Genomic DNA, 19,669 nt, shown 5'->3' with positions numbered 1-19,669 from the left:
AAGAAAAGAAGTTCTTCCGTGGCTGACCGCACCCCCGCACCCGATACGCCCGAACTGCGCGCACGCTGGGGCGATTTCGCATTCACGCCCGCCTGGCAGGCGAAGGCCGACAAGGCGATCGCCAAGTATCCTGCAGGCCGCCAGAAATCGGCGGTGATGGCGCTGCTCGACTTCGCCCAGCGGCAAGTCGGCGAAGAGACCGATACACAGGGCTGGTTGCCGCTTCCGGTGATCGAATACGTCGCGCGCTATCTCGATATGCCGGTGATCCGCGTACTCGAAGTCGCGACGTTCTATTTCATGTACAACATGAAGCCGGTCGGGAAATTCCACGTCCAGGTGTGCGGCACGACGCCATGTATGCTGCGTGGGAGCGACGATATCCTGGGCACGTGCGCCAAGCGCGGGATGAAGAAGGGCCACACGACTGAGGACGGGCTGTGGACCCTCACCGAAGTCGAATGCATGGGCAATTGTGCCACCGCGCCGATGGTCCAGATCAACGACGGCAACTACGAAGACCTGACGCCCGAACGGCTCGATTCGGTGCTCGATGCGCTCGCTGCAGGCGAAACCCCTAAGGAAGGCACGCAGGAGCCGGGGCGCCACACCAGCGAACCGAGCGGCGGGCCGACCACGCTCAAGGACATGGTCACCGAAAACCACGATTACCGGGGGGAATGGTGAAGCTCGTTTATTTCACTGCGTCTGCCCTGATGGGACTGTTCGCCTTGTTCATGGTGTTCAACCGCGGCTTGCTGTGGGGCCTCGCGATCGCCGGGGCATCCGCTGGCCTCGCGTTCATGGGCCTCGCCCGGGAAGAAGACGAGGATAGCGAAGGAAACGGCAATGCTCGCCGATAAGGACCGCATCTTCACCAACCTCTATGGGTTCCAGCCATGGAACCTCGCGGCAGCGCGTGCGCGCGGCGACTGGGACGATACCAAGGCTATTCTCGCCCGGGGCCAGGATACGATTATTGACGAGATCAAGGCTTCGGGCCTGCGCGGTCGGGGCGGGGCGGGCTTCCCCACCGGCATGAAGTGGTCGTTCATGCCCAAGGAAAGCAAGGACGGACGCCCGAGCTTCCTGGTCATCAACGCCGACGAATCCGAGCCGGGTTCGTGCAAGGACCGCGAAATCATCCGCCACGATCCGCACAAGCTGATCGAAGGCGCGCTGGTCGCCGGTTACGCGATGCGCGCGCGCGCCGCCTATATCTACATTCGCGGCGAATACATCCGCGAAGCGGAGACACTGCAGGCCGCGATCGACGAGGCCTATGCCGCCGGCCTGATCGGCAACAACGCCTGCGGTTCGGGCTACGACTTCGACGTGTTCATGCACCGCGGCGCGGGCGCCTACATCTGCGGCGAAGAAACCGCGATGATCGAGAGCCTCGAAGGCAAGAAGGGCCAGCCTCGCCTGAAGCCGCCGTTCCCGGCAGGCGCGGGCCTGTATGGCTGCCCGACTACCGTAAATAACGTCGAATCGATCGCGGTTGCGCCCACCATCATGCGGCGCGGCGCGAGCTGGTTCGCCAGCTTCGGTCGCGAGAACAACAAGGGCACCAAGCTGTTCCAGATCAGCGGCCACGTCGAGAAACCGTGCGTGGTGGAAGAAGCGATGAGCATCCCGTTCCGCGAGCTGATCGAGAAGCACGCGGGCGGTATTCGCGGCGGGTGGGACAACCTGCTGGCAGTGATCCCCGGCGGCTCGTCGGTGCCGCTGGTTCCGGGCCACATGTGCCCCGACATGCCGATGGACTTCGACGGCTGCAAGGACCAGGGCTCCGGCCTCGGCACTGCGGCGGTGATCGTGATGGACAAGTCCACCGACATCGTCCGTGCAATCAGCCGGCTCAGCTATTTCTACAAGCACGAAAGCTGCGGCCAGTGCACCCCGTGCCGCGAAGGCACCGGCTGGATGTGGCGCGTCATGAAGCGGCTCGAGACGGGCGATGCAGCGATCGAGGAAATCGACATGCTGCAGCAAGTTACCAAGCAGGTCGAAGGCCACACCATCTGCGCGCTCGGCGATGCGGCAGCCTGGCCGATCCAGGGTCTCATCCGCCACTTCCGGCCCGAGTTGGAGCGGCGGATCAATGAACGGCTGCTGGAGGCGGCAGAATAATGCCTAAGGTCACCGTAGACGGCGTCGAGATCGAAGTACCGCAGGGGGCGACCGTGCTGCAGGCGTGCGAGCTTGCGGGCAAGGAAATCCCGCGCTTCTGTTATCACGAGCGCCTGTCCATCGCCGGCAATTGCCGGATGTGCCTGGTCGAAGTGAAGCCCGGGCCGCCCAAGCCGCAGGCGAGCTGTGCGCTGCCGACCAGCGAAGGGCAGGAAATCCGCACCGATACGCCGATGGTCAAGCAGGCGCGCGAAGGGGTGATGGAGTTCCTGCTCATCAACCACCCGCTCGATTGCCCGATCTGCGACCAGGGCGGGGAATGCGACCTGCAGGACCAGTCGGTCGCCTACGGTCGCGGCGGCTCGCGCTATCACGAGAACAAGCGCGCGGTGACCGAGAAGTACATGGGCCCGTTGATCAAGACGGTGATGACCCGCTGCATCCACTGCACCCGCTGCGTGCGCTTCTCCGAAGAGATCGCTGGGGTCGACGAAATCGGCGCGCTCTATCGCGGCGAGGACATGCAGATCACCACCTACCTCGAACACGCAGCCAAGCACGAGCTTTCGGCCAACGTGATCGACCTGTGCCCGGTCGGCGCACTGACTTCGCGGCCCTACGCGTTCGAAGCGCGCCCGTGGGAGCTCAAGAAGACGCTGAGCATCGACGTGTCCGACGCGGTCGGCGCGAATATCCGGCTCGACAGCCGCGGGCGCGAAGTGTTGCGCGCGCTGCCGCGGATCAACGATGACGTGAACGAGGAATGGATCAGCGACAAAGCGCGCTACCAGGTAGACGGGCTCACCCGCCGCCGCCTCGACAAGGTGTGGATCCGCAAGCGCGGCAAGCTGACCGAGGCAAGCTGGGACGAAGCCTTCAAGAAGATCGCCGCCGCCAAGCCGGGCAAGTCGATCGCCGCGATCGCGGGCGACATGCTCGACTGCGAGACGATGTTTGCTGCCAAGGCGCTGCTCGGCGCGATGGGATCGGACCTGCTCGAAGGCCGCCAGACCGGGATGGACTACGACGTCTCGAACCTCGCGGCGGTCAACTTCAACACCACGTTTGCCGGGCTTGAGAGCGCCGATGCGATCCTGATCGTCGGCAGCCACGTGCGCTGGGAAGCGCCGCTGGTGAACGTCCGCATCCGCAAGGCGGTGAAGAACGGGGCGAAAGTGTTCATCGTCGGGCCGGAGTGGGAAACCACCTATCCCGCAACATTCCTCGGCAACGACCTGTCGGTGCTCAACGATCTGCCCGCCGAAGTGGCCAAGGCGTTCGAGGATGCCGAAAACCCGTCAGTGATCGTTGGCGGGGCGGGCATCAAGGGTGCGCACGCCAAGGCGATCGCGCTGGCCGAGGCATGGGGTGCGGGCTTCAACGTGCTGCACTTCTCCGCCTCGCGAATGGGCGGACTGATGCTCGGCTTCGCGCAGAAGGGCGGGATTGCCGATATCGTTGCTGCCAAACCCAAGGTCGTGCTGGCGCTCGGCGCAGACGAGGTTGATTTCAGCCAGTTCGCCGACAGTCTCAAGGTCTACATCGGCCACCACGGCGATAAAGGCGCACACGCTGCCGATATCATCCTGCCCGCCGCTGCCTACAGCGAAAAGGACGGGACTTACGTCAACACCGAAGGGCGGGTGCAGTTCGCCGAAAAGGCGGTGTTCGCGCCGGGCGATGCCCGCGAGGACTGGACGATCCTGCGCGCGCTGGCCGATACGCTTGGCGTCAAGGTCGGGTTCGATACTTTCGCGCAGCTTCAATCGGCAATGATCGCCGCAGTGCCCGCGCTGGGCGTGGAAGGCCTTGCCGATTATGGCGCGCTGCCCAAGGCCGACGCAAACGCCACTGCCAGCGGGACCATCGAAGGATATCCGATCAAGGACTTCTACCTCACCAACCCGATCGCGCGGGCGAGCGCGGTAATGCAGCAATGCAGCGCCGAACTGCTCCACGGCAATGAGATGGCGGAGGCTGCGGAATGAACGCCTTCTACCAGAATTCGATGCGATATGCGGCAGGTATCTTGTTTGTCGTGGCGCTGATCACCGTAGTTACTGGGGCGCTGCCAACATTGCTAATGCTCAAAGCGATGGCGCACAGCCTGGGCGATGCCGCTGATGCCGGTGGGTCGTTGCAACTCTTGGTCTCCATCCTACACGGTTTCTCAAGCGCAGCTTGGCCGTTCTTCGGCGCCGCGGTGCTGTGGCGGCTGGATAAGCACTGGTCGGCGGAGGCTGCGGAATGACCAGCATGACCATGACCGAATTCTTCGAATTCCTCGGCATGCCATACGACTGGGCGTGGTTCGTCGCGACGATCTGCGGAATCCTGCTGATCGCACTGCCGCTGATGCTCGGCGTGGCGATGATCATCTATGCCGACCGCAAGATCTGGGCGGCGATGGCGCTGCGCAAGGGGCCCAATGTGGTCGGCCCGTGGGGTCTGTTGCAGTCGTTCGCCGACGGGTTGAAGGTGTTCCTGCAGGAAACGATCATTCCCTCGGCAGCGAACAAGGGCCTGTTCCTGATCGCGCCGATCATCACCTTCACCGTCGCGCTGATGGCGTGGGCGGTGATCCCGTTCAACTCGGGAGCGATCCTGGCGAACATCAACGTCGGGCTGCTCTATGTCCTCGCGATCAGTTCGCTGGGGGTCTACGGCGTGGTGATCGCGGGCTGGGCGTCGAACTCGAAGTATCCGTTCTTCTCCGCCATGCGCGCCGCCGCGCAGATGATTTCCTACGAAGTCTCGATCGGGTTCATCCTGATCTGCGTGGTGCTGTGGGCCGGCTCGTTCAACCTGAACGAGATCGTGCAGGCGCAGAAGGACCACGTGTGGCTGCTCAACGGGTTCGTGTTCAACCCGCTGCTGTTCCCGATGTGGGTGCTGTTCCTGATCTCCGGCATGGCCGAAACCGCCCGCGCGCCGTTCGACCTGACCGAGGCCGAGAGCGAACTCGTCGCCGGGTACCAGACCGAATACTCCAGCATGGCCTTCGCGCTCTACTGGCTGGGCGAATACGCCAACGTGCTGCTGATGTGCACCTTGAACGCGGTGCTGTTTTTCGGCGGCTACCTGCCGATAATGGACATCCCATTCCTCGGCATCTTCCCGAACATTGTCATTCCCGGATTTGTTTGGCTGCTCGCCAAGATCCTGTTTTTCTTCTTCATCTTCAGCTGGGTAAAGGCGACCGTGCCGCGCTACCGCTACGACCAGCTCATGCGCCTCGGCTGGAAGGTGTTCCTGCCGATGAGCCTGCTGTTCGTGGTGCTGGTGAGCGGTTGGCTGATGTTTACCCGTTACGGAGGCGTCGCATGACCGTCGCCCAGCTCGTCAAGTCGTTCACGCTGTGGGAGTTCGTGAAGGCGCATGCCCTCACGCTGAAGTACTTCTTCAAGCCCAAGGCGACGATCAACTATCCGTTCGAGAAGAACCCTCTTTCCCCGCGTTTCCGCGGCGAACACGCGCTGCGGCGCTATCCCAACGGCGAGGAACGCTGCATCGCGTGCAAGCTGTGCGAAGCGATCTGCCCGGCGCAGGCGATCACTATCGAGGCGGAACCGCGCGAGGACGGCAGCCGCCGCACCACCCGCTACGACATCGACATGACCAAGTGCATCTATTGCGGCTTCTGCCAGGAAGCCTGCCCGGTGGATGCGATCGTCGAAGGGCCGAACTTCGAATACGCGACCGAAACGCGCGAGGAACTGCTCTACGACAAGGCGAAACTGCTGGCCAACGGGGACAAGTGGGAGCGGGCGATCGCCGCGAACCTTGAAGCCGATGCGCCGTATCGATAGGGGCCGCGACGTGATTTCCAGCCTCTCCAAATGCCCGTTCGTGTCGAGCGCAGTCGAGACACTTTGTGCTCGCCCTCTCGACTTCGCTCGAGGCGAACGGAGGTTCGCACGATGATCCAGGTCCTTTCCTTCTATCTTTTCGCCACGCTCACGATCCTTTCGGCAGTGTTCGTGATCATGAGCCGCAACCCGGTCCATTCGGTGCTGTGGCTGATCCTCGCGTTCTTTAACGCCGCCGGGCTGATGGTGCTGGTCGGCGCCGAGTTCATCGCGATGCTGCTGGTGATCGTCTACGTCGGCGCGGTCGCGGTGCTGTTCCTGTTCGTGGTGATGATGCTCGACATCGATTTCTCCGAACTGCGCGCCGGGTTCGTGAAGAATTTCCCGCTCGGCATTGCCATCGCCATCGTGCTTGCGGCCGAACTGGTGCTCGGCATCACGGTCTATAGTGCAGGCGCGCTGGACCTGAAGCACACCGCCGCGGCAGCCTCACCGCCGGCCGAAGGCGTCAGCAACATCGCCGCGATCGGCGCGGTGCTGTATGGCAAGTACCTGTTCCTGTTCGAAAGCGCAGGCATCATTCTGCTCGTCGCGATGATCGGCGCGATTGTGCTGACCCATCGCGAACGCAAGGATTCGCGCGGGCAGAACATCTCCAAGCAAGTTCGCCGTCGCCCGGACGAAGCAACCGTCAACACGCGGCCCGAAGTGGGCAAGGGGGTCCAGCTGTGATCGGCCTGACGCAATACCTCACTGTCGGCGCGATCCTGTTCGTGCTCGGCGTGTTGGGGATCTTCCTCAACCGCAAGAACGTGATCGTGATCCTGATGGCGATCGAGCTGATCCTGCTCGCGGTAAACATCAACCTCGTGGCGTTCAGCGCCTTCCTGCACGACCTGACGGGGCAGATCTTCGCGATGTTCGTGCTGACCGTGGCAGCGGGCGAAGCGGCAATCGGCCTCGCGATCCTCGTGATCTACTTCCGCGGCCGCGGCACGATCGCGGTCGACGACGTCAACCGGATGAAGGGATAGCCCGTTGCACCCGATCCTGTTCATCGTGTTCCTGCCGCTGCTCGCGGCAATCGTCGGCGGCCTCGGCAACCGCGCGCTCGGCAACCTCGCGGTCAAGACGCTGACGACCGGGTTCCTTTTCGTTTCGTGCGCGCTCAGCTGGCCGATCTTCGTTGGCTTCCTGATGGGATCGCAGGGCGAGACCGTGGTGCCGGTGCTGCAGTGGGTCCATTCGGGCACGCTGAGTTTCGACTGGGCGCTGCGTGTCGATACGCTGACCGCTGTGATGCTGGTGGTTGTCACCAGCGTTTCCGCGCTCGTTCACCTCTATTCGTGGGGATACATGGACGAGGACCCGGACCAGCCCCGGTTCTTCGCTTACCTCAGCCTGTTCACCTTCGCGATGCTGATGCTCGTGACGGCAGACAACCTGGTGCAGATGTTCTTCGGCTGGGAAGGGGTGGGCCTCGCCAGCTACCTGCTGATCGGGTTCTGGTTCAAGAAGCCCAGCGCCAACGCCGCCGCGATCAAGGCCTTCGTGGTCAACCGTGTGGGCGATCTCGGCTTCATGCTCGGCATCTTCGGCACCTACCTGGTGTTTCACACCGTCTCGATCCCCGAAATCCTCGCCGCCGCGCCCGGCATGGCAGGCAGCACGATCGGTTTCCTCGGCCACCGGGTCGATACGATGGACGTGCTGTGCGTGCTGTTGTTCATCGGCGCGATGGGCAAATCCGCGCAGCTGGGGCTGCACACCTGGTTGCCCGACGCGATGGAAGGCCCGACCCCGGTTTCCGCGCTGATCCACGCTGCGACGATGGTGACCGCGGGCGTGTTCATGGTCTGCCGCCTGTCGCCGATGTTCGAGACCGCGCCGTTCGCGCTCAACGTCGTGACTTTCGTCGGCGCGGCAACCTGCCTGTTCGCCGCAACGATCGGCTGCACCCAGTGGGACATCAAGCGGGTGATCGCCTATTCGACCTGCAGCCAGCTCGGCTACATGTTCTTCGCCGCCGGCGTGGGTGCTTACAACATCGCGATGTTCCACCTGCTGACGCACGCGTTCTTCAAGGCGCTGCTGTTTCTGTGCGCGGGCAGCGTGATCCACGCGATGCACCACGAGCAGGACATGCGCTATTACGGCGGTCTCTATAAGAAGATCCCGATCACTTTCTGGGCGATGACCGCAGGAACGCTGGCGATCACCGGGGTCGGCATTCCCGGCCTGTTCGGGTTCGCGGGATTCTATTCGAAAGACGCGATCATCGAAGCGGCCTTCGCGCGCGGCACAAGCATGGCGAACTTTGCCTTCTGGATGGGCGTGATCGCTGCGCTGCTGACCAGCTTCTATTCGTGGCGGCTGGTGTTCCTGACCTTCTTCGGCAAGCCGCGCTGGATCGAGAGCGAACACATCCAGCACTCGGTCCACAAGACCCCCGAACAGGCTGGCGAAGACACCACCGGCGGCTATCACCCGCACGAAAGCCCGCTGTCGATGCTTATCCCGCTGGTGCTGCTGAGCGTCGGCGCGGTGTTTGCAGGCCTCGTGTTCTACCCGCAATTCGTCGAAAGCGCCGAATTCTGGAGCGGTTCGGTCGCGTTCAACGAAGGGCTGATGCACGCAATGCACGGCATTCCGGAATGGGCGAAGCTGGCTGCGACGGTAGTGATGATCATCGGCTTCCTGATCGCATATCAGGGCTATGTCCGTGACAAGGGCATGCCCGCACGTGCCGCTCAGCAGCTCGGCCCGATCTACACCTTCGTCTACAACAAGTGGTATTTCGACGAGCTTTACAACGTCGTGTTCGTCCGCCCCGCGTTCTGGATCGGCCGCCTGTTCTGGAAGAAAGGTGACGTCGGGATCATCGACCGGTTCGGGCCAGACGGCGCGGCGTGGGTCGTCGCACAAGGCACCGTGGCCGCGAAGAAAATCCAGTCCGGGTATCTCTACAGTTATGCGCTTGTCATGCTTATCGGCGTTCTCGTCGCCATTTCGTGGGTGATGGTAGGATGACCGGTTTCCCGATCCTTTCGCTGATGCTGCTGGTGCCGCTGGTCGGTGCGATCGCCTGTTTCATGGTCGAGGCGAAGGCCGCGCGCATGATCGCTCTGGTGGCTACGCTGGTCGATTTCGCGCTGGGCGTGCTGCTGTGGGCCAATTTCGACATCGGCGGCCCGCAGTGGCAGTTCCAGGAAAGCCACGCGCTGTTCGCCGGGTTCTCCTACGCGCTGGGCATCGATGGCATCGCGTTGATGCTGACCATGCTCACTGTGTTCCTGATGCCGATCTGCATCCTCGCCAGCTGGGAATCGATCCAGAAGCGGGTCGGCGAATACATGGCCGCGTTCCTGATCATGGAACTGCTGATGATCGGCGTATTCGCCGCGCAGGACCTGCTACTATTCTACATCTTCTTCGAAGCCGGGCTGATCCCGATGTACCTGATCATCGGAATCTGGGGCGGAGCCAACCGGATTTACGCGAGCTACAAGTTCTTCCTCTACACGCTGCTGGGCTCGGTGCTGATGCTGATCGCGATGCTGTGGATGATCCACACCGCTGGCACGACCGACATTCCCACGCTGATGCAGTACGATTTCCCGCCAAAGGCGCAAACGTGGCTGTTCCTGGCATTCTTCGCCAGCTTCGCGGTGAAGATGCCGATGTGGCCAGTCCACACCTGGTTGCCCGATGCGCACGTGCAGGCACCAACCGCCGGTTCGGTGATCCTGGCAGGCGTACTGCTCAAGATGGGCGGTTACGGCTTCATTCGCTTCAGCCTGCCGATGTTCCCGGAGGCGAGCGCACAGCTGATGTGGTTGATCTTCGCGCTCAGCATGGTCGCGGTGGTTTACACCTCGCTGGTCGCACTGGTGCAGCAGGACATGAAGAAGCTGATCGCCTATTCGTCGGTCGCGCACATGGCAATCGTCACCATCGGCCTGTTCGCGTTCAACGTGCAGGGCCTCGAAGGGGCAATGATCGTGATGCTGAGCCACGGCCTCGTTTCGGGCGCGCTGTTCCTGTGCGTCGGGGTCATCTACGATCGGCTGCACACCCGCGAGATCGACCGCTACGGCGGCCTGTCGATCAATATGCCCAAGTACGCGCTGTTCTTCATGCTGTTCACGATGGCCAGCATCGGTTTGCCTGGCACCAGCGGATTCGTCGGCGAGTTCCTGAGCCTTGCCGGGACCTACCAGGTCTCAACCACCGTCACGCTGGTTTGCACGACCGGCATCATCCTGGGCGCAGCCTACATGCTCTACCTCTATCGCCGCGTCGCGTTCGGCGAGCAGAAGAACCCTGACGCTGCCGCGATGCCCGACCTCAACTGGCGCGAATGGGCCATGCTGCTCCCCATCGCACTCGCGGTGCTGTGGATGGGCGTCTATCCCGAAAGTTTCCTCGCGCCGATGCGGGCGGACATCCAGGCGCTCGACGCGCGCGTGTCGATAGCGGCACCCAAGGGCGACTCGATGCTGGCCGCGCCGACTGCCGAGCAGCGCCGGACGCACCCGGCCAACGCCATTGCGCATGAAAGCGCCGCAGAAGGGGAGGGCCACTGATGGACTATTCGGCTTCCCTTTCGCTCATTGCACCTGAAATCGTCCTCTCGGTCGGCGGTCTGTTGCTCCTGCTGTGCGCGGCGTGGATGGGCGACAAGGCCAGTCGCGCGATCAGCGTGGGCGCAGTGATCATCATCGCCGCTGCTGCCGCACTGACGATCCCGGTCCTTTGCGGCGAAACAGCTAGCGCTTCGGCGTTCGACGGCCAGATGCGCGTCGATGCGTTCTCCGCCTTCGCCAAGATGTTGATCTATGCCGCAGCGATAGCCAGCCTGATGGTCGCTCCCAAGTTCTTCGAACGCTGGGACGCAATGCGCGCGGAATACCCCGTGCTGGTCCTGTTCGCGGTCCTCGGCATGGGGATCATGGTCTCGGCAGGTAACCTGCTGACGCTCTACATCGGGCTAGAGATGAACAGCCTTGCCGCATACGTGCTGGCATCGTTCCTGCGGGTTGATGGACGCTCGGCAGAAGCTGGCCTCAAGTATTTCGTGCTCGGCGCGCTGGCGAGCGGCCTCCTGCTTTACGGGATGAGCCTGACCTACGGCTTCACCGGTTCGACCGACTTCACGACGATCCGCGCTGCGCTGGCCGGGGAAATCTCGAAGGGTGCGCTGATCGGCGTGATCTTCGTGCTCGCGGGGCTGGCGTTCAAGATCTCCGCAGTGCCGTTCCATATGTGGACCCCGGACGTCTACGAAGGTGCGCCAACGCCGGTAACGATGTTCTTTGCCACTGCGCCGAAGGTCGCCGCGCTGGGCCTCACGATCCGCGTGGCGATAGATGCATTCGGGTTGCAGGCGCACGTCTGGCAGCAGATCGTCATTTTCGCCGCGCTGGCCTCGATCGTGATCGGTGCGCTGGGTGCGATCGGGCAGGACAATATCAAGCGCCTGCTTGCCTATTCCTCGATCAACAACGTCGGCTTCATCCTTGTTGGTCTCGCCGCAGCCACGCCGCAGGGCGTCAGCGGGATGCTGGTTTACCTCGCGATCTATGTTGCGATGTCGGTGGGCAGCTTCGTAGCGGTGCTGATGCTGCGCGATGAAGAAGGCAACTACATCGAATCGATTACCGACATGGCCGGCCTTTCGCGCACCAAGCCGCTGATCGCGTGGTGCCTGTTGTTCCTGATGCTGAGCCTTGCGGGCATCCCGCCGTTGTTCGGCTTCTGGGGCAAGTTGGTCGTGTTCCGCGCAGCTGTAGACGCCGGGATGGTCCCGCTGGCGGCGATCGCAATTGCCGCTTCGGTGATCGGCGCATTCTACTACCTCAAGGTCGGCAAGGTGATGTTCTTCGACGAGCCGGCCGACAAGGCAAAGGGTGACAACGACTGGGCCCATGTCGGCCTGCTGGTCATCTCGACGCTGTTCGTCTCCCCGCTCGGCTATTTGCTTACGGGCTGGCTGGGCGAGTTGGCGGACAAGGCCGCGGCGGCGCTGTTCCTTGTCGCATGACGCTACAGGTTTGATCGAAACAGTCCCAGAAACCGGTTCGACCAACGCTGACCTCGCCGCGCGACTACGTGGCGGGGAGCGCGTTTGTGAGGGCGATTGGCTCGTTGCCGATCGCCAGGTTGCCGGGCGAGGGCGCCAAGGAAGGACCTGGTTCGACGGGACGGGCAACTTCATGGGCTCGACGGCGGTTCACCTCGCTTCTAACGACCCGCCCGCCCCAACGCTCGCGCACATGGCAGGGCTCGCGCTTTACGAAACTGTCGCACCCTTGCTGGCCGATCCGTCGGCACTTTCGCTCAAATGGCCGAACGACCTGATGCTCGGCCGCGCGAAGCTGGCTGGCATCCTGCTCGAACGCGAAGGTGGCGCGGTGATCGTCGGCATCGGGGTCAACCTCGCCGCTGCCCCGCAAATCGAAGGGCGGGAGACGATCGCCATGGCCGACGTTGGGCCGGTGCCGGATCGTGACGCTTTCGCGCATGCACTCGGCGATACGTTCGATCGCGAACTGGATCGCTGGCGGACATTCGGGACCGAGCCGATGCTGCGCCGTTGGCAAGCCGCCGCGCACCGGGAAGGCACGATGCTCACAGTCCACGAACCCGGCGGCAACGCCGTTTCGGGGCGGTTTGATGGCCTGGAACCCGATGGATCATTGCGGTTGCGGTTGGATAACGGGCAAACCCGTGCCATCCACGCCGGCGACGTCACCTTCGGATAGGGGATTGCCCATGCTGCTCGCTGCCGATGTCGGAAACACCAACGTGGTCTTCGCGCTGTTCGATGGACGCGAGATCAAGGCCCGCTGGCGGATCGCAACCGATCCCCGTCGCACCGGCGACGAATACGCAGTGTGGCTGCTGCAATTGCTAGCCATCGAAGGCGTAAAGCGCGAGGAAATCGACCAGATCATTATCGGCTCGGTTGTCCCGCGCGCGGTCCACAACCTCAGTGTCCTGGCGGAGAAATACTTCGGCAAACCACCGTTGATCGCGGGGGAAGGCACCGTCGGGTGGGGCATGGCGGTCGATGTCGACGAGCCGCGTTCGCTCGGCGCGGACCGGGCGCTCAACACAATCGCAGCACACGCCAAATATGAGGGCGACCTGATCGTCGTCGATTTCGGGACGGCAACGACTTTCGACGCAGTCGATTTCAACGGGGCCTACAAGGGCGGGATCATTGCGCCGGGTATCAACCTCTCGCTCGATGCACTGGTCGGAAACACCGCCAAATTGCCGCGCATCGCGATAGAAGCGCCATCGAGCGACAGCGTGATCGGCACCAATACCGAGGACCAGATGCTGATCGGGGTGTTCTGGGGTTATGTCGCGATGATGGAAGGGTTGATTGCCCGGATGCGCACCGAAATCGGCCGACCCGCCAAGGTGGTTGCGACGGGCGGGCTGGCGATCCTGTTCGACAAGCATACTGATATTTTTGACGCGGTCGATGCGGACTTGACGCTGGACGGTCTCGCAATCCTCGCCGAGCGCGCAGCGAGCAAGGTCTGACGGCTTGAAGAAGGATTTCACTCCCGAAGACGAATTGCTGTTCCTCGCGCTCGGTGGATCGGGCGAGATCGGGATGAACGTCAATCTCTACGGCTGCCAGGGCCGATGGATGATGGTCGATCTGGGGATGACGTTCAGCGGCAACGAATATCCCGGCGTCGACCTGGTATTCGCCGACCTAACGTTCATTGAGGAACGCACCGACCAGCTCGACGGAATTGTGCTGACTCATGCGCACGAGGACCATATCGGCGCGGTGCCCTATTTCGCCCAGGATCTGGGCGTGCCGCTCTATGCTACTCCGTTCACCGCCGATCTCGTGCGCCGCAAGCTCGAGGAGGCCGGGCTGGTCGACGAGGTCGAACTCAACATCATCGAAGGGACCGACAGTTTCGCGGTAGGGCCATTCGACGTGTCTTACATTCCGCTGGCGCATTCGATCGCGGAAGGGAACGGCCTGCTGATCGACACACCCTATGGCCGCGTGTTCCACACCGGCGACTGGAAGCTCGACGAAGAACCGATCATCGGCGAACCGACCACCGAGGAGGAACTGTGCGAACTCGGCGACGAGGGCATCCTCGCGCTGGTGTGCGATTCGACCAACGTGTTCAACCCGAACGAAAGCGGGTCCGAAGGGGCGGTTTACACGGCTCTGCACGACGAGGTTGCCAAGTGGGGCGGGCGGCGCGTCGTGGTAACCACATTCGCCAGCAACGTCGCCCGCTTGCACACGCTGGGCGAGGTCGCGAAAGCCACCGGCCGCCAGTTATGCGTCGCCGGGCGCTCGCTCGACCGCATCATCGAGGTCGCGCAAGACAACGGCTATCTCGAAGACCTGCCGCCACTGGTCGATTTCGATACCGCGATGGGATTGCCGCGCGGCGAGATCATGGTGCTGGCGACCGGCGGGCAGGGCGAGCCGCGCGCGGCGCTTGCACGGATTGCCGACGATAATCACCCGATAGAGCTCACCAGAGGCGATGTAGTCCTGTTCTCGAGCCGCCAGATCCCAGGGAACGAGATCGCTATCGGCAGAATCCAGAACCAGTTTGCTGCGCGCGGAATCGTGATGGTGACCGATCGGCAGAGCGATATCCACGTCTCAGGGCATCCCGGCCGCCCGGAACTCGAAGCGCTTTACGCATGGCTACGCCCACAAGTGCTCGTGCCGGTCCACGGCGAAATGCGCCACATGGCTGAGCAGGCGCGCCTCGGCGATGCGCGCGGCATTCCCAGCACGGTTCTGCAGAAAAACGGAGATGTCGTCCGGCTCGCTCCCGGCAAACCCGGCAAATTGGCCGAGGTCGGAAACGGCCGCCTGGTGCTCGACGGCGACATTATCGTGCCGGCGGACGGCGAAGCGATAACCATGCGTCGCCGCCTTGCGCGCGACGGGATCGTTGTCGTTGTGCTCGATGGTCAGGGCGGCGTGCAGGTCGAAGGGATCGGCTTGCCGCTCGACGAGGACTACCCCGAGTTTGTTGCCGAAGCGAAGGCCGATGTTTTGGACGCGATCGGCAGGCTGAGAGGTCCGGCGCGCCGCAACCGCGAAGATGTGCGCGAAGCGGCGCGTTTGGCCACTCGCCGTGCCGCAACGCGCTGGTGCGGAAAGCGCCCGCAAGTTAGAGTTATGCTACCGGAGGAATGAGCGATGGCCTGGACATCGGTTCTCGCAATCTACCTGCTGTTCTGGGTGATGACGGCGTTCCTGATCCTGCCGTTCGGGATACGCACGCACGACGAGCTCGGCATCGAAAAGACACCGGGGCAAGCGGATAGCGCGCCCGCCAATTTCCGCCCCAGGAAGCTGGCGCTGGCGGCAACGATCCTCGCTGCGATCCTGACCACGCTCTATGTCCAGAACTACATCCACGGCTGGATCACGATCGACGACGTGGACTTTCTGTCGCCCCACACCGTGAACAGCGCCGACTAGCCGTTCGGCGATGCGTGGCCGTATCAGTCGCGCAGTCGCTCGATCGCCTGGGCCAGCGCGACATAGAGCTTGCCCATGTCCGAACTGAGCAGGGTCACGCCGATGGCATGGCCGTCGCGGGTCGAGAGCATCGTGCGCAGCATCGCTTCGAAGTCGTGGATGTAGCGGCTCACGTGGGCGCGGAAATCATCGTCGTTTTCATACGTTGTGGCGATTTCCCTGGCGTCCGCATTGTCGAGCAAGCGCACCGCGCGACGCGTGAAGATGCCTCGGTCACCCTTGAGGTAGCTCGCCCATGCACTGTCGGAGACATCCGCCGAAATCGCGCGCGAGATATCTATCGCGTGCGAGTTGAGGCTCTCCGTGATCAGCGCAACGCGGCGCGAGAAGTCGTTGTCAACCTGTTCTTCGGCGCGTTCGCGGGCGAGGGCCACGCGGCTTTCGAGGTTGCCCGCGAGTTCGTTCACCCGCGCAAGCTGGTCGCGCAACTGGATTGCGGTCTCGCGTCCGGCACGCGCGGCACGGGCGACCGCCTCCTCGACCTCTGAAACCGCATCGCTGGACTGCTCCCGCACGGCTGTCCCGATAGCCGCCGCTGCATCCGCTCCGATCCGATCGGCAATCGCGCGCAAGCGTTCGCTGCTGGTGTCCTCGAGCGAGGCAATCGCCTCCCGCGCAGACGTTTCCAGCGCCGTGATCGCTTCCCTCAGGCTGCCCTGGGCTGACGCAGAGGCTTGCGCGCTGTCGGACGCGAGCGCGGCCAGCTGTGCTTTCAGGCTTTGGAGTTGCTCGGCGTGACCGTTGGTCGTTGTAGCGAGTTGGGCGTGGAAAGCGGCAACTTCCTCGCGTGCCGCTGCGCTGTCGTTTTGGGCGGCGAGGACATATTCCGAGAGCTCGCGGCTCTTCTCTCCGGCGCTGTCGAGCATCAGGCCAAGCGATTCGCCGCGCCTGGTCAGTTCGGTGAGACGTTCTTCGCTCGATCCCATCGCGTCGGCCAATTCGCCCTGGCTATGCTTCACACTTGCCTGGATCAGCTCGAGCAGGCGCACGCTGGCGTCAGTAAGATCGGACACCGTCCGGTCGGTCTCGCCAAGCGCCTCGCGGCTCGATGTCAGACGCGCCGCCAATGCGTCGAGCGCCGCAGCGAGCGCTGTCTGTGCCTCGTGTCCCTGGCTCGCGGCATCAGACATCTGCGAACCGAGCGCATCGATGCGCTCGCCGAGCGTTCGCCCGTGATCCTCGATATCCTGCGCGCGCGCAAGCTGGGCAGCAGTTCGCTCTTCCAGTCCGGCGTCGAATTCGGCCAGCTTCCCGGTGAGTTCGGCCAGCGATTGCTCGGTGGCGGTCCGAACCGCATCGAGGCGAGCATTGGCGCTTTCCAGTGATTCCCGTTCGGCTTGGCCGATCGCTTCGATTGCATCGGCCAAGTTGTCTTGCAATCCAGAGATGCGTTCGCCCCACTTGCTGGCGGCACTGTCTTCGCCTTCGGCAAGGCTGTGCGAGACCGTGGCGGCACCTTCGCGAACAGCCGAGATGCGCGCGCGCAGCGATGCAAGCAGTTCTTCCTCGCGCGCTTCGAGGTCAGCCGTCGCTGCCGCAACTTCCTCGCGCAGTTTGTCGGCTCGGTGCCGCATCGCGGCAAGCGCATCGACTTCGCGCCCGTCGAGCTCGGTACGGAACGCCTCGCTGCTTTCGCGCAGCGCAATGAACCGGGCGCTCGACGCTTCTTCCATCTGCGAAAGTTGTGCGGAGAATGCCGCGATTGTCTCATCCACCTTGGCCTGCAGCGCGGAAACCTGCCGTCCGCTTGCCTGACCAAACTCATTGAGCCGCTCGAAACCTGCCACCAGCGTCTCGAGCTGGTCCTTCGCGGTATTGCCCGCCGCACCGATCTGGTTCGAGACATCACGCGCCGAATTCGCGATGACCGGCAAGTCACCGCGCAAGCGATCCATGTTCTCGGTTGCCGCTTCGCTTACTTTGGCAATGGCTTCGACCTGCTCGCCGTTGTTGGCAATCAGGGACTGCAATTGCTCGGCATTTTCGCTCAGGCGAGCGGTTGCCACACGTCCGAGCGTTTCGAGCTCACGAGTCTGCGAAGCGAGGAATTCCCGCGCAAGACTCAGCTCACGATTGATCGTCACCAAGCGCGCTTCAAGCGCTGCCGATTCGTGCGCCAGGCTGCGGCTCGCATCGGAAAAGCGGGTCATTTCGCGCCGGCTTGTGCGCATCGCCAGGAGCCAAAGCCCGACCACGAGCAGCACCGGCATCGACCATTGCGCAATCAATGCGGTCCAATCCCAAGGTGCAGCCCCGATCAGGAACGCCTGCTGTTGCGCCCAGCCAAAGTATCCTGTCCAAATCGCGACGGTGAGCAGTGCGAATGTCGGGACGAGCCAGCCCCAGCTCCGCTTCGGCTCCTCGTAATCGGCCCAATCGGCGGGATCGGCTTGCTCCTCGTCCGCCACCCAATCCTCGCTCAGGTTGAGCGGGGCATCGTCCCCCGGCTCAACTTGCGTTTGCCCAGACGCAGCCGCGCCGCCCTCGGGACCCACGGCCCGAATATGAAATCCCCCGGTCATAGCCGCGGAAACTATCACGAAACGGCGTATGATAAACCCCGCTTTAACCGCTTCGGTGTTAGCCAGGTTGCCCGATGGCATATGAACACGGAAACTTCGACGCGACGCTCGCCGCTGCTGCGGGCGAGGATGCTGCGCTACTCGCCGAACTGCGCAAGGCATTCGGCGAAAGCCTGTCGGGCCATCTCGACCTGCTTCGGCGCGCCCGGTGCGACGGCAACTGGCAGGTTGCCGCAATGCGCCTGAAGGGCCTTGCCGCAAGCTTCCATGCAACGGATCTGCAGGCGCTGGCCGAAGAAGCACTCGCTTCTGCGCCGGGCGAACCGACAGTGATCCGGCGGATTGAGCAATATTGCGTCGATTTTTCGAACTAGTTTCGCGCTGCGCCGCGCGAATGCTTGGCACCGCTCCTCGTAGACCCTAGTTTCACCGTTCAACCGGTTCGAGGAGGCGCACGGGTGCGCATTGCACTGCTTTCGGCATTGGGCGCGCAGTTCGGCGAACCGGGCAGGGGCCTGCTGCCGTTTGCCGGGCGAACGGTCCTCGCATTGCAGGTCGATGCCGCCCATGCGCTCGGATGCAGCCGGGTCGTGTGCCTGGCCGAAACGGTCGGCCCCGAAATCGCAGCCTTGCAGCACCAGTGCGACGATTTCGGCATCAAATTCAATGCTATCGCCGCGCATCGCAGCCTCTCCGGATTGGTCAGTGCGAACGACGAGGTTCTGGTCATCGCACCCGGTCTGGTCGCTGACCACGCCTGGCTGAAAGAACGCTTCTCGGATCGTGCGGGGGTCGCGGTCCTGCCGGTCGAAAGCGGGCTCGAGCACGGATTTGAGCGGATCGATCGCGATCGCGCGTGGGGCGGGCTACTGTTGGTGCGTGGGGATGCAGTCGAATCGCTCACCGCGCTACCCGCCGATGGTGATGCCATTGCAGGCCTGCTGCGGATCGCCCTGCAGCGCGGTGTGCGCGCAATTCCGGTTCCCGAATCGGCGCTTGATGATGGCCGCTGGTCGCTCGTCCGTAGCCAGGCCATTGCTACGAGGCTGGAGCGCCAATGGCTCAAGCAACACGTGCCGTCTCCCGCTTGGACGCGGCCGACCGAAGCGCTTGGTTATCGCATCGCGCAGTTCGTTTCCACAAGGAATCGAACACGTTGGTTGCCAAACCTCATGTTGTCCGGTTCGACTGCGCTCGCCGTGGGAGCGGGGCTCGCCGGCCAAAGCGGGCGCGTGGCAGCAGGGTTCCTCGCGCTACTGCTTGCTGGGCTGCTTGCAGTAGTCGCGCAGCAATTGGCCCGGTTCGCACGGGCGGGGGGAGGGAGCAAGCAGCGCGAATTGCTCGATTTTGCATTCGGGGTCATCCTCGATGCAGCACTGATCGCTGTATCCGCAGGAATCATGCCCGAAATGCGGATCACAGGTATGCTTGCTGCGAGTGTCGTCGTCGCAGCGATGCGCCTGTCGAGAGAGCCGGAGGCCCCGGTCTGGGCGCGACCTTTCGGCGACCGGGCACTTGTTTACTTTGGTGCACTTTGGGCTGCTGTGGCGGGCGTACCGGCGCTGGGACTGGCGGGGATCGGGATCGTCGGGCTTTTTGCCCGCCTTCTGAAGCCTTTCCGACGCAGCTAACGCGCATTTAACCATGCT

Annotated in this window: 19 protein-coding genes; 18 read left to right on the top strand and 1 reads right to left on the bottom strand. The window is 63.1% G+C overall.

The window, feature by feature from the left end; all coding sequences use genetic code 11:
• Positions 1–18: 18 nt before the first annotated feature.
• The 16 genes from nuoE (at position 19) to CJO11_RS01320 (ending at position 15,438) form a co-directional block, all read left to right on the top strand.
• Positions 19–687 carry an NADH-quinone oxidoreductase subunit NuoE gene (nuoE, locus tag CJO11_RS01395; protein WP_095011105.1) on the top strand — a complete coding sequence of 223 codons (669 nt, stop codon included), beginning with the start codon at positions 19–21 and terminating at the stop codon, positions 685–687.
• Complete coding sequence (locus CJO11_RS01390) at positions 681–863, top strand: hypothetical protein (protein WP_095011104.1); 183 nt, start codon at positions 681–683, stop codon at positions 861–863. The genes nuoE and CJO11_RS01390 overlap by 7 nt, the downstream gene beginning before the upstream one ends.
• Positions 850–2,133 carry an NADH-quinone oxidoreductase subunit NuoF gene (gene nuoF, locus CJO11_RS01385; protein ID WP_095011103.1) on the top strand — a complete coding sequence of 428 codons (1,284 nt, stop codon included), beginning with the start codon at positions 850–852 and terminating at the stop codon, positions 2,131–2,133. The genes CJO11_RS01390 and nuoF overlap by 14 nt, the downstream gene beginning before the upstream one ends.
• The gene (nuoG, locus tag CJO11_RS01380; RefSeq protein ID WP_095011102.1) at positions 2,133–4,121 is read left to right on the top strand and encodes an NADH-quinone oxidoreductase subunit NuoG; all 1,989 of its coding nucleotides are present in this window, start codon (positions 2,133–2,135) and stop codon (positions 4,119–4,121) included. The genes nuoF and nuoG overlap by 1 nt, the downstream gene beginning before the upstream one ends.
• Positions 4,118–4,384 (top strand): hypothetical protein, encoded by a 267-nt coding sequence (locus CJO11_RS01375; RefSeq protein WP_095011101.1) that lies wholly within the window; start codon positions 4,118–4,120, stop codon positions 4,382–4,384. Before nuoG ends, CJO11_RS01375 begins: the two co-directional genes overlap by 4 nt.
• 11 nt (positions 4,385–4,395) lie before the next feature.
• Complete coding sequence (gene nuoH, locus CJO11_RS01370) at positions 4,396–5,460, top strand: NADH-quinone oxidoreductase subunit NuoH (protein ID WP_095013145.1); 1,065 nt, start codon at positions 4,396–4,398, stop codon at positions 5,458–5,460.
• Positions 5,457–5,942, top strand: coding sequence for an NADH-quinone oxidoreductase subunit NuoI (nuoI, locus tag CJO11_RS01365; RefSeq protein ID WP_095011100.1), 486 nt, complete (start codon positions 5,457–5,459; stop codon positions 5,940–5,942). The genes nuoH and nuoI overlap by 4 nt, the downstream gene beginning before the upstream one ends.
• 111 nt (positions 5,943–6,053) lie before the next feature.
• Positions 6,054–6,674 (top strand): NADH-quinone oxidoreductase subunit J, encoded by a 621-nt coding sequence (locus CJO11_RS01360; RefSeq protein WP_095011099.1) that lies wholly within the window; start codon positions 6,054–6,056, stop codon positions 6,672–6,674.
• Positions 6,671–6,976, top strand: a complete 306-nt coding sequence (gene nuoK, locus CJO11_RS01355; protein WP_095011098.1) for an NADH-quinone oxidoreductase subunit NuoK — start codon at positions 6,671–6,673, stop codon at positions 6,974–6,976. Before CJO11_RS01360 ends, nuoK begins: the two co-directional genes overlap by 4 nt.
• A gap of 4 nt (positions 6,977–6,980) precedes the next feature.
• Positions 6,981–8,972: an NADH-quinone oxidoreductase subunit L gene (gene nuoL / locus CJO11_RS01350; RefSeq protein ID WP_095011097.1), complete on the top strand. Its 1,992-nt coding sequence runs from the start codon at positions 6,981–6,983 to the stop codon at positions 8,970–8,972.
• Positions 8,969–10,528, top strand: coding sequence for an NADH-quinone oxidoreductase subunit M (locus CJO11_RS01345; protein ID WP_095011096.1), 1,560 nt, complete (start codon positions 8,969–8,971; stop codon positions 10,526–10,528). Before nuoL ends, CJO11_RS01345 begins: the two co-directional genes overlap by 4 nt.
• Complete coding sequence (gene nuoN / locus CJO11_RS01340; RefSeq protein WP_095011095.1) at positions 10,528–11,985, top strand: NADH-quinone oxidoreductase subunit NuoN; 1,458 nt, start codon at positions 10,528–10,530, stop codon at positions 11,983–11,985. Before CJO11_RS01345 ends, nuoN begins: the two co-directional genes overlap by 1 nt.
• Positions 11,870–12,706, top strand: a complete 837-nt coding sequence (locus CJO11_RS01335) for a biotin--[acetyl-CoA-carboxylase] ligase (RefSeq protein ID WP_338064647.1) — start codon at positions 11,870–11,872, stop codon at positions 12,704–12,706. The genes nuoN and CJO11_RS01335 overlap by 116 nt, the downstream gene beginning before the upstream one ends.
• Positions 12,707–12,716: 10 nt before the next feature.
• Complete coding sequence (locus CJO11_RS01330) at positions 12,717–13,499, top strand: type III pantothenate kinase (RefSeq protein WP_095011093.1); 783 nt, start codon at positions 12,717–12,719, stop codon at positions 13,497–13,499.
• A gap of 4 nt (positions 13,500–13,503) precedes the next feature.
• Positions 13,504–15,150 (top strand): ribonuclease J, encoded by a 1,647-nt coding sequence (locus CJO11_RS01325; RefSeq protein ID WP_240504515.1) that lies wholly within the window; start codon positions 13,504–13,506, stop codon positions 15,148–15,150.
• A gap of 3 nt (positions 15,151–15,153) precedes the next feature.
• A complete protein-coding gene (locus CJO11_RS01320; protein WP_095011092.1) occupies positions 15,154–15,438 on the top strand; it encodes a DUF1467 family protein in 285 nt (94 codons plus the stop codon).
• Positions 15,439–15,461: 23 nt separating this feature from the next.
• Here the strand turns inward: CJO11_RS01320 and CJO11_RS01315 are convergent, their stop codons facing one another.
• Positions 15,462–17,993, bottom strand: a complete 2,532-nt coding sequence (locus CJO11_RS01315; RefSeq protein WP_095011091.1) for a coiled-coil domain-containing protein — start codon at positions 17,991–17,993, stop codon at positions 15,462–15,464.
• A gap of 101 nt (positions 17,994–18,094) precedes the next feature.
• Between CJO11_RS01315 and CJO11_RS01310 the strand changes: the two genes are divergently transcribed.
• Positions 18,095–18,394, top strand: coding sequence for an Hpt domain-containing protein (locus CJO11_RS01310; RefSeq protein ID WP_095011090.1), 300 nt, complete (start codon positions 18,095–18,097; stop codon positions 18,392–18,394).
• An 84-nt stretch (positions 18,395–18,478) separates the two neighbouring features.
• Positions 18,479–19,651: a hypothetical protein gene (locus CJO11_RS01305; protein WP_095011089.1), complete on the top strand. Its 1,173-nt coding sequence runs from the start codon at positions 18,479–18,481 to the stop codon at positions 19,649–19,651.
• The last annotated feature ends 18 nt before the right edge of the window (positions 19,652–19,669 follow it).

The organism is Tsuneonella mangrovi (genome assembly GCF_002269345.1).
GTDB classification, from domain to species: Bacteria; Pseudomonadota; Alphaproteobacteria; order Sphingomonadales; family Sphingomonadaceae; genus Tsuneonella; species Tsuneonella mangrovi.
Note: the sequence above shows the minus strand (reverse complement) of the source record. Positions and strands in the feature narration are given on the sequence as shown.

Bases quoted from the DNA above. Each gene is read 5' to 3' on its own strand.
- CJO11_RS01390 (WP_095011104.1), top strand. From the start codon at position 681: ATGGTGAAGCTCGTTTATTTCACTGCGTCTGCCCTGATGGGACTGTTC.
- nuoF (WP_095011103.1), top strand. From the start codon at position 850: ATGCTCGCCGATAAGGACCGCATCTTCACCAACCTCTATGGGTTCCAG.
- nuoG (WP_095011102.1), top strand. From the start codon at position 2,133: ATGCCTAAGGTCACCGTAGACGGCGTCGAGATCGAAGTACCGCAGGGG.
- CJO11_RS01375 (WP_095011101.1), top strand. From the start codon at position 4,118: ATGAACGCCTTCTACCAGAATTCGATGCGATATGCGGCAGGTATCTTG.
- nuoH (WP_095013145.1), top strand. From the start codon at position 4,396: ATGACCGAATTCTTCGAATTCCTCGGCATGCCATACGACTGGGCGTGG.
- nuoI (WP_095011100.1), top strand. From the start codon at position 5,457: ATGACCGTCGCCCAGCTCGTCAAGTCGTTCACGCTGTGGGAGTTCGTG.
- CJO11_RS01360 (WP_095011099.1), top strand. From the start codon at position 6,054: ATGATCCAGGTCCTTTCCTTCTATCTTTTCGCCACGCTCACGATCCTT.
- CJO11_RS01345 (WP_095011096.1), top strand. From the start codon at position 8,969: ATGACCGGTTTCCCGATCCTTTCGCTGATGCTGCTGGTGCCGCTGGTC.
- nuoN (WP_095011095.1), top strand. From the start codon at position 10,528: ATGGACTATTCGGCTTCCCTTTCGCTCATTGCACCTGAAATCGTCCTC.
- CJO11_RS01335 (WP_338064647.1), top strand. From the start codon at position 11,870: ATGTCGGCCTGCTGGTCATCTCGACGCTGTTCGTCTCCCCGCTCGGCT.
- CJO11_RS01330 (WP_095011093.1), top strand. From the start codon at position 12,717: ATGCTGCTCGCTGCCGATGTCGGAAACACCAACGTGGTCTTCGCGCTG.
- CJO11_RS01320 (WP_095011092.1), top strand. From the start codon at position 15,154: ATGGCCTGGACATCGGTTCTCGCAATCTACCTGCTGTTCTGGGTGATG.
- CJO11_RS01310 (WP_095011090.1), top strand. From the start codon at position 18,095: ATGGCATATGAACACGGAAACTTCGACGCGACGCTCGCCGCTGCTGCG.